Consider the following 13,968-nt stretch of genomic DNA (forward strand, 5'->3'; position numbering starts at 1 on the left):
GACAATGAGCAGTAAAAGTCAGGCCGCCAGGAACTGCTGTTCCTGCGCGACACCCTGTTCGGCCAGGTAGCACTTCAGGCGGTACAGGCGCTGCCGGTAATTGCCTTCCGGCCCCGCCACACCGCAATCGACGCGCTCGAACAGGCGCGCCACCTGATCGAGCAGCTGGCGCTCCTGCGCCGTGCGGATCAGCACTAGGCGCCGCTTGCCGCGCCCATGCGTGGCGCTGATGTCGATCAACAGACAATGTCCCTGGTCGGCCGCATGGATATCGAGCAGCAGCGCCTCGGCACGCGACAGATGGAAGCAGCGCGCCAGCTCCAGCCGCGCCGCCAGCAAGGGGTGGCTCTGCCCCAATTGCCGCAAATGTCCATCAACCTGCATGGCGGCGCACTGGCCCCAGTCGCCGGGTTCGCCTCGCGGCGCGATCTTCGCCAGCGCCGCCTCCGCTTCACCGCTGCCTTGCGCCTGCGCCTGCAGCAGCCAATACGCGGCCCGCACATCATTGTTGACGCCATCGCGCCGATTGCGCCAGGCATGCATGCCACACTCGAGCTGGGCCGGGCCATGCCCCAGGTCGGCGGCACGCTCGAGGCAGCAATGGGCTTCGACCACATTGCGCTGGGAAAATTCCGGTTTCGTGTAGATGCGCGACAGCACGAACCAGGCTTCGGCCAGCCCCTGCTCGCCAGCCTGCGTCAGCCAGCGCACGGCACGCTTGAAATTGGCCGCACCGTTGCGCGTGGCCAGCCGCTGGCCATGCGCATCCATGCGCGCATAGCCGAGCCCCAGCTCCAGCTGCGCCGTGCGATCGCCGCCATGCGCGGCCAGCTCGCAGCACTGCCAGCCTTCGGCATCGCCGCCAGGCGCCAATGCCTGGGCACAACGCGACAGCAATAGCACTTGCTGCGCATCGAGGACGATCGTGCGCGCCCCGGCCGCCGCCTGGCGCTGTAACAGCTGGCGCGCCAGCGGCAAGCCTTGCGCCAGGAAGCCTGCATGGTCGCCCTGGCTCCAGGCCTGCTCCAGCCCGGCATGCAGCGGCGTGTCGCCATTGAGGGCCAGTTCGCCAGCAAGGCTGGTATCAGGCACGGCGGCGGCAGACGATCCTTCTTGCATGGACAACAACCATTGCGCATCGGGCAAGCCGGCGCGCACGGCCGCGTCCAGCGCCACGCGCGCCTTGGCGCGCATGGCTTCACAGTGGCTGGCGGCATTGCCCAGCACCAGTTGCGCCAGCACCAGGCCCGCCTGCACCAGACCCGCATCGAACGCCTGCGCGTAATAGGGGATCAGCGCCTTGGCTGCCGGCTGCGCCAATTCGAACGGCACGTGCGTGCCAATCAGCAAGCACGCTTCCTCGCTATCTTCCTGGGCCGCCCGCGCCAGCCAGTGCAAGGCGGTGGGCAAGCTTTGCGGCACACCCTGACCAAACAGATACACCCGTCCCAACGCCAGCTGGCAAGCGACATCGCCCGCGCGTGCGCCCTTGATCAATCCTAATGTTTCGCGATTTGCCATCGATTCTCGATATTGAGTCAATGATTCTAATAATAGTGAACCGTCTCCAGGCCCATCCATGCAGGCCGTCCCTTAGTGTACCGTCCTTGTGTCATAAATCCGCCAAAGCCGCCTCAAGAACTTGATTCAACGCAACAATCGCCTGGCCCGAACGCGCCAATATGACAAGGCGCCGCGACCGTGACGATGGGAGAACGCGTGCCATCGGCGCAGGATCGGCAGAAACCGCGCGTTACAAAAATACAACAGGGGCATGCTGTTATGCCGCTTTTCACCAATCTTTTCACGCACATTTGACCAATCCCACACGTCTTGCGCGCCGACGAATTAAGGTTCATTCATCGAAACGCGACAGTTAGCGCATTTCAATCTGCTCGGATCTCGGACGGAACTCACTTTTAATAGGGAATAAGACATGAAAAAATCACTCGTTGCCCTCGCACTCTTCGGCGCCTTTGCCGCAACCGCACAAGCGCAGTCGTCCGTCCAAATCTACGGCACGATCGATGCAGGCCTGGGCAAGTCGACCGGTGACACCACCAAAGTCACCAAGCGCGACAACAACAAGCTGGGTTTCAAGGGCACGGAAGATCTGGGCAATGGCTTGAAAGCTATTTTCCAACTGGAAATTCGCTATGAATCCGATACGGGTACGCTGGAAAGCAACTCCCGTCCGCTGTTCCAGGGTCAAAGCCGCGTCGGCCTGCAAGGCAACTTCGGTACCGTGCGTCTGGGCCGTGGCCTGACCGCCTTCCAGGAATCGAGCACCGCGTTCGAACCATGGTCGGGCATGCCTACGCCAGCCGGTTTCCAGACCGACATCACGGTGGCCGCCTACAGCAGCGATCCGTTGAGCGCATCCGGCAATTCGCGTAACCGCTTCTCGAATGCCTTGTTCTACAACTCGCCAGTCTTCAGCGGCTTCCAGTTCAACGCCACTGTCGCCGCCAAGGAAGCCAACGGTAACGCCGCCGTTCCTGCAACGGCAGGCAACTACTTCGTGCCAGCCAATGCCGAGCCAGCGTCGAATCCATACTCGGTCTCGGCCACGTACAACTACGGCCAGTTCGCCGGTATGGCCGCGTATGAGCGCAATGGCCTGCAAGCCAAGCTGTGGTCGGTTGCCGCATCGTTCAATCCGGTAACGGAACTGAAACTGATGGCATCGTACCAACATCAGGATGACGGCAACTTCAAGATCGTCAATACGGACACCAAAGCATGGCTGGTTGGCGCCAACTACGACGTCGGCCCAGGCAAGGTTCGCGCCGGTTACGGTCAAAAAACGCCAGACGGCGTGACCAAAACCAAGCAAGCATCGCTGGGCTACGACTACAACCTGTCGAAGCGCACCTACCTGTACGCAGACATCTCGAACCGCAAGGCAGCAACGTCGATCACCTACATCGGCCTGGGCGTACACCACAACTTCTAATGGCCCGCCTGCCACCCTTCGCGGGTGACAGCTGACCAGGAAATGCAAAGCGGCATGGGCAACCATGCCGCTTTTTTCATGGGCGCACGGAAAATGCACGGGCGCCACGCCCTTTGCGCCTATGCCGGCGCACTCTCGGTTAGAATGAAGTGTTCAACTTTCACTGACAGATATTCTCAATGACCGCCACACTCGATTCCAGCACCGTCGCCCAGTACCTGAGCGAGCACCCGAATTTCTTCGAAGAGCATACCGCTCTGCTCGGCGAGGTCAAACTGAGCAGCCCGCTGACGGGACGCACCATCTCGCTGCAGGAGAGGCAGATGGAAGTGATGCGCGACAAGTACAAGGCGCTGGAACTGCGCATGTCCAAGCTGAGCCGCGTGGCCGAGGAAAATGGCGACATCGCCAGCAAGTTCCATGGCTGGAACCAGGCCATGCTGCAAGTGCGCAACGATGCGGACATGCCGCGCGTGCTGGTCGACGCCTTGCAAAGCAATTTCGACGTGCCCTACGTCAGCCTGCGCCTGTGGCAAGTGCTGCCGGAACACGCCAACGGCTGGTTCACGGAAGATGTCACGGCCGATGTGCGCATGTTCGCCAACAGCCTGCAAACGCCGTACTGCGGCAGCAACCGCGATTTCGAAGCCGTGCACTGGTTGCAGGCCGAGAAAATCGCATCGACCGTCATGATCGCCCTGCGCGCGCCCGGCACCACCGGCACCTTCGGCTTGCTGGTGCTCGGCTCGCCCGACAGCGAACGCTTTACGTCGAGCATGGGCACCGACTTCCTCGTGCACATCGGCGCCACGGCCAGCGCCGCCCTGGCCGCGCTGCGCGCCGGCGCGCCGGCCTGAGTCAGCCATGGGCGAGGCGCGCGGCAAGGCCGAGTGGCTCGATGCCTATCTGGCCCAGCTGGCCATGCAGCGCAAGCTGTCGCCGCATACGCTGGACGCCTACGGGCGCGACCTGCGCGCCTTGCTGGAACTGAGCGGCAATACGCCCTGGACGGCGCTGGCGCACAACGAAGTGCGCCGCTACACGGCCAAGCTGCACGCTGGCGGCCTCGACCCGCGCTCGATCGCCCGCAAGCTGTCGTCGTGGCGCGGCTTTTTCAACTGGCTCAGTGGGGAGACCAAGCTCGACGCCAACCCTGTCGACGGCATCCGCGCCCCCAAGCGGGCCAAAACGCTACCCAAAGCCCTGTCGGTGGATGACGCCGTGCGCCTCGTGGCGCCCGCGCAACACCAGCAAGGCGCGGCCGAGCCGGAACAGCTGTGCAACCGCGCCATGTTCGAACTGCTGTATTCGAGCGGCTTGCGCGTGTCGGAGCTGACCAGCCTGGACACCCATTACTGCAAGGCCGACGGCGGCCAGCCCGCCTCGCTGGGCTGGCTCGACATGGCCAGCTTCGAAGTCATCGTCACGGGCAAGGGCAGCAAGATGCGCAAGGTGCCCGTCGGCAAGGCGGCCCTCGTCGCCTTGACGGCCTGGCTGGGCGTGCGCCCGCCGGCAAGCGATGGCAGCGCTGCCTTGTTTTTAAGCACGCGCGGCACGCGCATCTCGCCGCGCGTGCTGCAGCTGCGCCTGAAGGCGCATGCGCTGGCGACGGACATTCCCGCGAATGTGCACCCGCACGTGCTGCGCCACTCGTTTGCTTCGCACGTGCTGCAATCGTCGGGCGACTTGCGCGCCGTGCAGGAAATGCTGGGCCACTCCAGCATCACCTCGACCCAGGTTTACACGGCCCTCGACTTCCAGCACCTGGCGCACGTGTACGACCAGGCACACCCGCGCGCCAAGCTCAAGTAGACAGCCGCGCCTGCTGACCAGCCTGATCCATATCAAGCGGATGGGCGCGTATTTGCAAGCTTTTGCAAAATTCCGGCATAATCGTCCGCATTCTTCCGCTTGCGCGGCGGCACCACCGATTACAGCATAGGCATCTCTCATGGCACTGATTCCAACCACCATCCTCACCGGTTTCCTGGGCGCCGGCAAAACCACCTTGCTCAACCGCATACTGCAGGAAGACCATGGCATACGCATCGCCGTGATCGAGAACGAGTTTGGCCAGGAAAACATCGATAATGAGATCCTGGTGCAAGATAGCAACGAACACATCATCGAGATGAACAACGGCTGCATCTGCTGCACCGTGCGCGGCGACCTGATCGTGGGCTTGACGGAACTGGCGCGCAAGCGCGACGCCGGCTTGCTGGCGTTTGACCGCGTCGTCATCGAAACGACGGGCCTGGCCAATCCCGGCCCCGTGGCGCAAACCTTCTTTGTCGACGAAGAAGTGGGCAGCCACTACATGCTCGACGCTATTATCACGGTAGTCGATGCTCGCCATGCCATGAAGCAACTCGATGAATATGAGGAAGCCCAGCGGCAAGTGGGTTTTGCCGACAAACTGCTGCTGTCGAAAACCGACCTCGTCAGTGAAGAGGACGTGGCCGCCCTGACGCGCCGCCTGAAGCGCATCAATCCCCGCGCGCCCATTGCCAAGGTCGATTTCGGCCGCGCGCCGCTGGCCGAGGTGCTCGACATTCGCGGTTTCAACCTGAATGAAAAGCTGGAGCTGGACCCGGATTTCCTGGCCACGGAAACGGCGCACGTCCACGATCATGACCATGCGCACGAGCATGCCGGCGAGAAAGCACATCATCATGAGCACAGCGACGCCTGCGCTACCGATTGCGGCCATGCCGACCACCACCATGCGCAGCACAGCGACGATATCGCCGCCTTTGTTTTCAAGAGCACGCAACCATTCGACAGCGCCAAACTCGACGAGTTCCTCGGCGGCCTGGTGCAAGTGTATGGCCCGCGCATGCTGCGCTACAAGGGCGTGCTGCTGATGCAGGGGGCCGAACGCAAGGTGGTATTCCAGGGCGTGCACCAGTTGATGGGCAGCGACCTGGGTGCCAAATGGGGCGAGAATGAAGTGCGCGGCAGCAAAATGGTGTTTATTGGCAAGAATCTACCAAAAGACATTTTTATTCGCGGACTCGAACAATGTTTGGTATAAACTAGCCGGGTTTTGCAAAGTATCCGTTGCAAAGCAGAAACAAAAGGGAAAGTTAAGCACGCTTTCCCGCTGTCCGACACCCATCTTGCTGGCATAAACCAACAAGTAGCCGTTTCTGATCGGCTGGTCAACAAATCGGGATGGCAATATAAGGCAAAGCGTGCCAAAATCAGCGACGAAAACGGCCCATGTCGTTCGCCTGTCATGAAATGCTGGCAAACTGCCGCTGGCCGCATGCAAGGCATGCAAGCGATCCACCCAACACGCCCGTTGTCGCGCGCATAGCGCGACTGGCATAGAGCGGTAAAAAGTTATCAACATGGCACCATAGCCTGCCGGTAATCCTGGCTCTCGCCGGCAAGCCAAGGTCGCACGCAGTACAGCGGGACAGCAATGCCAAGCGGAACCTGTACAGTTGCTCGGTATCGCCGCATCAACTGATCAATTTGAAAACTCTGTCGTATCGAAGGTAAGCGAAGTTATGACCAAAACTAATAAATCGACCCCGGCCGCCAACCAAGACATCCCTCTCATCAGCGAAGACCAAATTCGCGCCATGAGCGAAGATGACTACATGAATCCGGCACAACTGGCATTCTTCAAGGCGCGCCTGCAGCAGCTCGAAAAAGACCTGCTGAAAAACGCCGGCGAAACCACGGAACACTTGCGTGAAACCGTGCTCGTACCGGACCCTGCCGACCGCGCCACCATCGAGGAAGAGCATGCGCTGGAACTGCGCACGCGCGACCGCGAGCGCAAATTGCTGAAGAAAGTGCAGCAATCGATCGCCAGCATCGACGCCGGCGACTATGGCTGGTGCGAAGAAACGGGCGAGCCGATCGGCATCCCGCGCCTGATCGCCCGTCCGACCGCCACCCTGTCGCTGGAAGCCCAGCAACGGCGCGAACTGAAGCAAAAACTCTACGGCGACTGATCGCCCCTCCCCTTGCGCGGCCGCCCCGGCAGCTCCGCGATGGCGATAAAAAAGCACACAACCTCGGTTGCGTGCTTTTTTTTCGTCCCGCGCCGACTACACTGAAGCAGACGCGGCAGCGGCAAGTGCCGCTTGCAATTGCCTTTTCCATCCCCACTTTTGAGCCATGGGCGCGCAATCGCATGGCCTTGCACGCATCGGCACGAATCTTTTGAGGTCTCTATGGAACAATTTCACGGCACCACCATCCTCTGCGTCCGGCGCGGCAAGCAAGTCGCCCTGGGCGGCGACGGCCAGGTAACGCTGGGCAACATCGTCATGAAGGGCACGGCCCGCAAAGTGCGTAAGTTGTATCAGGGCAAGGTCCTGGTCGGCTTTGCCGGCGGTACCGCCGACGCTTTTACCTTGCTCGACCGCTTTGAAGGCAAGCTGGAAAAACACCAGGGCAATCTGCTGCGCGCCTCCGTCGAGCTGGCCAAGGACTGGCGCACCGACCGCGTGCTGCGCCGCCTGGAAGCGATGCTGCTGGTGGCCGACAGCGAGTCGACCCTGGTGATCACGGGCAATGGCGACGTGCTGGAACCGGAAGACGGCATCGGCGCCATCGGCTCGGGCGGCACCTATGCCCAGTCGGCCGCCAAGGCGCTGCAGGAAAACACGGACTTGTCGCCGGCCGACGTGGTCAAGAAATCGCTGACCATCGCCGCCGAGCTGTGCATCTACACGAATATGTCCCACATCATCGAGACCTTGGATTAAGAGTCCCCGAGAAAACGCCCATGGCTGCGTTGCCTGGCCTGGGCGTACAAAAAGGTACTGCCTGCGGCCAAGCGCCTTGCCCTGAACGTTTTTCGGGCACTCTACGCAAAAGAAAGATAGAAAGCCAACTATGATCATGAACATGACCCCGTCGGAAATCGTCACTGAACTCGACAAGCACGTGGTGGGCCAGGCCAAGGCCAAGCGCGCCGTCGCCATCGCCCTGCGCAACCGCTGGCGCCGCCAGCAGGTGGCCGAGCCCCTGCGCCATGAAATCACGCCCAAGAACATCCTCATGATCGGCCCCACGGGCGTCGGCAAGACGGAAATCGCGCGCCGCCTGGCCAAGCTGGCCGAGGCGCCGTTCATCAAGATCGAAGCGACCAAGTTCACCGAAGTGGGCTACGTGGGGCGCGACGTCGACACCATCATCCGCGACCTGATCGACATCGGCATCAAGCAGACGCGCGCGCTGGAAATGAAGAAAGTGCGCGCACGCGCCGAAGATGCGGCCGAAGACCGCGTCATCGACATCCTGGTGCCGCCGGCGCGCGACTTCGGCTTCACGCCGAATACGGCGGCGGCCGTGGATACGGGCAGCGGCGACAGCACGCGCCAGACCTTCCGCAAGCGCTTGCGCCAGGGCGAGCTCGATGACAAGGAAATCGAGATCGAGCTGGCCGAGGCGGGTCCGCAGATGGAAATCATGGCGCCGCCAGGCATGGAAGAAATGACGGAGCAGATCAAGTCCATGTTCTCGGGCGTGGGCGGGCAGCGCAAGAAGGCGCGCAAGGTCAAGATCCGCGAAGCATTGAAACTGCTGGTCGAGGAAGAAGCGGCCAAGCTGGTGAACGAGGATGAACTGAAGCAGAAGGCCATCCAGAACGTCGAGCAGAACGGCATCGTCTTCCTCGATGAAATCGACAAGATCGCCTCGCGCTCGGAATCGGGCGGCGCCGACGTTTCACGCGCCGGCGTGCAGCGCGACCTGCTGCCGCTGGTCGAGGGCACGACCGTCAACACCAAGTACGGCATGATCCGCACGGACCACATCCTGTTCATCGCCTCGGGCGCCTTCCACCTGTCGAAACCGTCGGACCTGATTCCCGAGCTGCAGGGCCGCTTCCCCATCCGCGTGGAACTGGAATCGCTGTCGATCTCCGATTTCGAGCGCATTCTCACCAGCACCGACGCCTGCCTGACGATGCAGTACGAAGCCTTGCTGGCGACGGAAAACCTGACCTTGCAATTCGCGCCGGAAGGCATCACGCGCCTGGCGGAAATCGCCTATGCGGTCAACGAGCGCACGGAAAACATCGGCGCGCGCCGGCTGCATACGGTGATGGAAAAGCTGCTGGAAGAAGTGTCGTTTACGGCCAGCGAAAACAGCAGCAGCACGGAAAACCTGCTGGTGATCGATGCCGCGTATGTCAACGAACGCCTGGAAGCGCTGTCGGTCAACGAGGACCTGTCGCGCTACGTGCTGTAAGAAGAAAAGGGGAAACCGATGGCAAACAAGGCATTGGCGACGCGGCAGAAAATGCAGTTCCGCGTCGAGCCCTCGCAAAAACCGCGCAACCCGGTCGCCACTGCAGCCCTGCAGCGCGCCGCCGGGGCACACGTGAAAACCGTGTCAGGCCAGCGCCAGCAGGAAAAACGCCTGCTGGCGAAATTGCTGTTGAAAATTGACGTCAAAGACTGATCTGGAAATGTCCATGGCAAGGCGCATGGACGAAGACAGTATGAGTAATACGGCGAGGCCGTGCAACGCCGCTATGGACATTTCAGGCCGCCCGCGGACACCCCTTTCTGGGGCGTCCGCCATCAGGCCACTGTGTGCCGCGGCATCATCCCCTTAGAAACGGTAGGACGCGCCCAGCGAAAACATGTCGACCTTGGTCGTTTGCTTGGCGCTGTACTTCACCGGCACGCGATCCCAGTCGAGGTGCAGCGACCAGTTCTTGTTCAGCGCATACGCCGCGCCGATGCCGTAGGTCAGGCCGATCTTGCTCTTCTTGTCCGAACCGCCGCCCAGATAATCGACCTTGCCCTGCGTGTAGGCCGCGCCGGCGCGGCCGCTCAGTGTAAACGCGTCAAACTGGTAACCGAGCACGCCCTGCATGCCGAGGCCCGTGAACTTGCCACGGCCAGCGCGCTTGCCGGCGCCCGTGTCGAAGCCGGACTTGACCTCGCCACCCATGTACCCCACCAGCTCAATCGAAGGCAGGGCCACGCCCCCCTGAAACGGCAGCGCGTCGAAACTGTAGCCCAGGTAGGCCTTGCCATTGCGCTTGCTGCTTTTGTCGCAATCGCTTTGTCCGGCGATGCAATCGAGGCCGCTGCTGGCGCGAAAGCCGTAGCTGGCGCCCGCATAGAACGGACCTGGTGCAGGCTCGGCTGCGGCGGCATGCAGGGGAGCGATGGCGGCCAGCGCCAGTATCGCTGCTGGAAAATGAAATTTGGAGAACATGGATAACCTCTACAAGTGGATGGATTGCCTGGTTGTAGCGCGCTGCGCGAGCCACAAGCGGGAGTGTCATCGCTTTTGCCGAAAAGTACTATCACCTTGTGCAAAGTGCCATTAACGGCTACATTCGGTACCGTCATCCGCTACCAAACTTGCATAAAGGAACTATCGTGAGTTCACCTGAACTGGTTTTGCGCGTACTGCGCACCCAACTGCGCGCCGCCGGCATCACGTACAAGGTATTGGCCGAACGCATCGGCATGAGCGAGTCGAGCGTCAAGCGCATGTTTGGCCAGCACGACATGTCGCTGTCGCGCCTGGCCCTGATCTGCAAGGCCTCTGGCATCGCCATGGAAGACGTGCTGCGCGGCGCGGCCGACATCACGCCGCATGCCGACACGCTCACCCTGGTGCAGGAAAAGTCGCTGGTGGCGCATCCGCGCCTGCTGCTGGTGGCGATCTGCTGCCTCGGTCACTGGAGCCTGGAGCAAGTGGTGGAAACGTATGCGCTGACGCAGGCCGAATGCATCGGCTGCCTGGCCGAGCTGGACCGGCTGGGCTTGATCGAACTCAAGCCGCTGAACCGCTACAGCCTGCGCGTCTCGAACGCTTTCCACTGGCTGGCCGACGGCCCGGTGCAGCAATACTTCCGCGAACACGTGGTGGCCGATTATTTCAGCGGGCATTTTGACGGCGCCGGCGAAACCCTGATGTGCATTCCGGCGCGTCTGTCGCTGTCGAGCGCGCAGGAGCTGGTGCAAAAGATCCGCCAGCTGGCCGAGGAACTGGCGCGGCTGCACCAGAACGACCGGCGCCTTGCGCCCGCCGAGCGCGACGGCTTTACCCTGCTGCTGGGGTTTCGTTCATGGGAATTTGCCGCCTTCACGGCCCTGCGCCGCAGCACGGCGTCCGCCGCCCCGGCGGCGCCTTACCAGACCGGTCCCAGGAACAGATAGAAGGTGCTCTCGCCGCCCTTGGACGCGCCAGAGGCCACGTACACGGGGCCGAAGCGGGTATCGACGGAGATGAAGGCGCTGCTGGCCTGCGTGAACTTGCTGCTCTTCCAGCGTTCGTTCTGGTCGAAGCCACCGCCCATTTCCAGCGAAAAGCCGGCCCGCACGGCGCCGCCCAGGGTGCTGGGCAGGGAACCGATGCGGCGCGCCATCACCACCCGCGCCAGGGCGATGCTGCGCCCGCTCACCGATTCAAAATCCGTGCCGGACAGGCGCAGGAAGCCGCCCAGGCTGAGCGGCGCCTCGCCGCGCTGCGCGCGCGCCCACTCGCCATACACGTGGCCGGCCCAGTTGCCATAGCCGAAAGCCTTCAATGCCGTCAGCGAAGAACGGCCCAGCGCCGCTTCGCCCGAACCCGTGGTCGAGGCGCGCGTCCAGGTGGCGTCGAGCAGCGCGCCGCGCGTGGGGAAACCCGGCGAATCGAGCGTATCGACGCGGAACTGGACGAACTGGGTGGTGCCCAGCACACGCGACTCGGGCTGCGCGGGATCGGCCGGGATCGCCAGCTTGCCCTTGATCTCCGTGCGCGTGACACCGATTTGCAAATCGCCCCAGGTGCCGAACTCGCGTCCCAGCACCAGCGCCGCCGTCTGGCCGTTATACGCCACGCGCGCGCTGCGCCGGCCCTTGTCGAACACGTCCATCGCCGACGAGGTGTACTGCAGCTGCGGCGCGATATACCAGGGGTTGCCTGCGCCCAGTGGCTGCCAGAACTGCACGCCATAGCCGCGCGCATTGCCGATCTGCGCCGTGCTGCGCAACTCGCCGCCCCAGCTGTTCAGATTCGAGCGCACGTGCAGCAGCTTCAGGGCGAAGCTGTTGCTGTCCCTGAAATCGCTGGACAGCTCCAGGCCCACGCGCAGGCGGTTGCTGGCCCACGGCGCTTCGACCGCCTTGATATTGACCGTGCGCTGGTCACCCGAATCGACCACTTCCGTCTCCACGCGCGCCACGTCGCCGCGGCCATACAGCTTGGCCGCCGCCTTGAGCACATCTTCCTGGCTGACCGCCTGCCCCTCCACCAGGCCCGATTGCGCCTGCAGGATGCGCGGATTGATGTCGCCTTCGCTCTCCACGGCCAGGCGCGTGAGCGGCAGGGCCACGTCCAGCAAGGCCGGCGCCGCCAGGCGCAACTGCTCGCGCGCCGCATACTGTTCCGGCGGCAGCGCCAGCGGCGCCAGGCGGGCGGCCAGCGCCTGCGCCGCCTGTTCGCCGGCGCGCATGGCGCGCGCATAGTTTTCAAAGTCGAGGAAACTGACGCCCGTCAGGTCCGGCGCCACCAGCACATCCTGCGGCCGCAATTCCTTGAGCGAGCGCTGCACGTTCTGTTCCGTGAGGATCTGCAGCATCTGCTGCGCCACGCCGATGGCGCTGCCCAGGTCTTTTTCCGGCGCCAGCGGCGTGCCCACGTTGACGGCGATGATGATGTCGGCGCCCATGGCGCGCGCCATGTCGACGGGCAGGTTGCGCACCAGGCCGCCATCGACCACCAGCCGGTTGTTTACGCGCACGGGGGCGAACACGCCCGGCACGGCCAGCGAGGCGCGCATCGACAGGAACAATGGCGTATCGACCAGTTCCACCAGCTCACCACTGACCAGGTCCGAGGCCACCGAGCGGAAGGGCAGCGGCAGCTGGCTGGCGGGACGGTCGCGCATGCCGGCCGGCAGCAGCCGGCTCAGGGCCATCTCCAGCGCCGCATTGCTGGCCGCGGCCGGCGGCGTGGAAATGCCGTTGCGGCTCACGCCAAATTCGATGCGCGACGGCAGCAGCAAATCTTCCTCGCGGCGGCGGAACGCCAGTTCGTCGCGCGGCGGACGGTCCGCCACCACGCGCGCCCAGTTGGTCTCGCGCGCCATCTTTTCCAGGTCCGCCACGGAAGCGCCGGCCGCATACGCGCCGCCCACCACGCCGCCCATGCTGGTGCCCACCACCATGTCGACCGGCACATGCAGTTCCTTGAGCACTTTCAATACGCCGATATGCGCCAGACCGCGCGCGCCGCCGCCCGACAGCACCAGGGCGATGCGCGGACGCGCCGCGACGGGCGTGGGGACGGCAAGGGTAGCAACGGGAGAAACTGTGGCGGCGGGGATGTCGGCTGCGGCAGCCGGCGGCAAGGCGCACAGCGCCGCCACGCAGCCCGCCAGGACGGCACGGATCGAGAACATGAAGACTCCTGTAGCGATGGCGGCACGGCGCCATCGGCAAAGTACGATAAGAACAGCGTTAATTCGACGGCGGCGGCACGCTGCCGCTCACTTGCGGCGCCGGCATCATGGTCGCCGGCCGCTGCTGCTCCATCGGCAGCGGTGGCGGCACCAGGTTCGTGACCGGCGCAGGGGGCGCGGCCGGCGTGGTGGCAGACACTAGCCCCGGCAAGGCCAGCGCCTTGTCGTCGGCCACCAGGTCGATGCGCTTGCTCACGCCGCCATCGCGCAGCAGCACGTGGCGCGCATGCACTTCCAGCACCGTCACGCCGGGCACCACCTCGGCGCCTGCCGGCAGGGCCACGGAAGGCTTGCCGTCGGTCGAGATGATGGCCACGCTGCCGCGGCCATTGCCGGCGGCGACCACGCCCTTGAGCTGGTAGTTGCTGGCTGTGGCCACGCTGACCTGGCCGCCGAACAGCGAGGCGCCCGCCTCCACGCTGGCGTCCTGCACCACCGGTACGGCGGGCGGATTGATGGGACGCTGCGGCGCCTTGAACAGCTGCATGGCCCAATAGGCCAGCGACACGGACAGCGCCACGACGGCGAGCAAACTTGTAACTTGGGGCAAACGCTTCATGGCTTCCTTGGGTTT

Annotated in this window: 13 protein-coding genes; 9 read left to right on the forward strand and 4 right to left on the reverse strand. The window is 63.4% G+C overall.

Annotated elements, in window-relative coordinates:
• Positions 1-18 precede the first annotated feature (18 nt).
• On the reverse strand, positions 19-1,521 hold the full coding sequence (locus AC54AF_RS03125) for a tetratricopeptide repeat protein (protein WP_496635289.1): 1,503 nt from the start codon (positions 1,519-1,521) through the stop codon (positions 19-21).
• 415 nt (positions 1,522-1,936) lie between these two features.
• Here AC54AF_RS03125 and AC54AF_RS03130 point away from each other — a divergent pair, with 415 nt between their 5' ends.
• The 8 genes from AC54AF_RS03130 (at position 1,937) to AC54AF_RS03165 (ending at position 9,385) form a co-directional block, all read left to right on the forward strand.
• Positions 1,937-2,956, forward strand: a complete 1,020-nt coding sequence (locus tag AC54AF_RS03130) for a porin (protein ID WP_496635291.1) — start codon at positions 1,937-1,939, stop codon at positions 2,954-2,956.
• Positions 2,957-3,135: 179 nt separating this feature from the next.
• Positions 3,136-3,813, forward strand: a complete 678-nt coding sequence (locus tag AC54AF_RS03135) for a DUF484 family protein (protein WP_131687963.1) — start codon at positions 3,136-3,138, stop codon at positions 3,811-3,813.
• A gap of 7 nt (positions 3,814-3,820) precedes the next feature.
• Positions 3,821-4,768 (forward strand): tyrosine recombinase XerC, encoded by a 948-nt coding sequence (locus AC54AF_RS03140; RefSeq protein ID WP_496635293.1) that lies wholly within the window; start codon positions 3,821-3,823, stop codon positions 4,766-4,768.
• Positions 4,769-4,907: 139 nt separating this feature from the next.
• Positions 4,908-5,990, forward strand: coding sequence for a CobW family GTP-binding protein (locus AC54AF_RS03145; RefSeq protein ID WP_496635295.1), 1,083 nt, complete (start codon positions 4,908-4,910; stop codon positions 5,988-5,990).
• A gap of 481 nt (positions 5,991-6,471) precedes the next feature.
• On the forward strand, positions 6,472-6,924 hold the full coding sequence (gene dksA, locus AC54AF_RS03150; RefSeq protein WP_034753066.1) for an RNA polymerase-binding protein DksA: 453 nt from the start codon (positions 6,472-6,474) through the stop codon (positions 6,922-6,924).
• Positions 6,925-7,146: 222 nt separating this feature from the next.
• Positions 7,147-7,683, forward strand: coding sequence for an ATP-dependent protease subunit HslV (gene hslV / locus AC54AF_RS03155; protein WP_034753065.1), 537 nt, complete (start codon positions 7,147-7,149; stop codon positions 7,681-7,683).
• A gap of 136 nt (positions 7,684-7,819) precedes the next feature.
• Positions 7,820-9,172: an ATP-dependent protease ATPase subunit HslU gene (hslU, locus tag AC54AF_RS03160; protein ID WP_131687960.1), complete on the forward strand. Its 1,353-nt coding sequence runs from the start codon at positions 7,820-7,822 to the stop codon at positions 9,170-9,172.
• An 18-nt stretch (positions 9,173-9,190) separates the two neighbouring features.
• Positions 9,191-9,385, forward strand: a complete 195-nt coding sequence (locus tag AC54AF_RS03165) for a hypothetical protein (protein WP_496635298.1) — start codon at positions 9,191-9,193, stop codon at positions 9,383-9,385.
• Positions 9,386-9,538: 153 nt separating this feature from the next.
• On the opposite strand, the gene AC54AF_RS03170 is transcribed toward AC54AF_RS03165, so the two are convergent.
• Positions 9,539-10,153, reverse strand: a complete 615-nt coding sequence (locus AC54AF_RS03170; RefSeq protein ID WP_496635300.1) for an outer membrane protein — start codon at positions 10,151-10,153, stop codon at positions 9,539-9,541.
• Positions 10,154-10,320: 167 nt separating this feature from the next.
• On the opposite strand from AC54AF_RS03170, the gene AC54AF_RS03175 reads away from it, so the two are divergent.
• On the forward strand, positions 10,321-11,106 hold the full coding sequence (locus AC54AF_RS03175; RefSeq protein ID WP_034783557.1) for a helix-turn-helix domain-containing protein: 786 nt from the start codon (positions 10,321-10,323) through the stop codon (positions 11,104-11,106).
• On the opposite strand, the gene AC54AF_RS03180 is transcribed toward AC54AF_RS03175, so the two are convergent.
• Positions 11,079-13,334, reverse strand: coding sequence for a patatin-like phospholipase family protein (locus AC54AF_RS03180; protein ID WP_496635302.1), 2,256 nt, complete (start codon positions 13,332-13,334; stop codon positions 11,079-11,081). The genes AC54AF_RS03175 and AC54AF_RS03180 overlap by 28 nt on opposite strands.
• Positions 13,335-13,392: 58 nt before the next feature.
• A complete protein-coding gene (locus tag AC54AF_RS03185) occupies positions 13,393-13,953 on the reverse strand; it encodes a type II secretion system protein N (RefSeq protein WP_496635304.1) in 561 nt (186 codons plus the stop codon).
• Positions 13,954-13,968: the final 15 nt, after the last annotated feature.

It is taken from the genome of Janthinobacterium sp. JF4 (assembly GCF_059617925.1).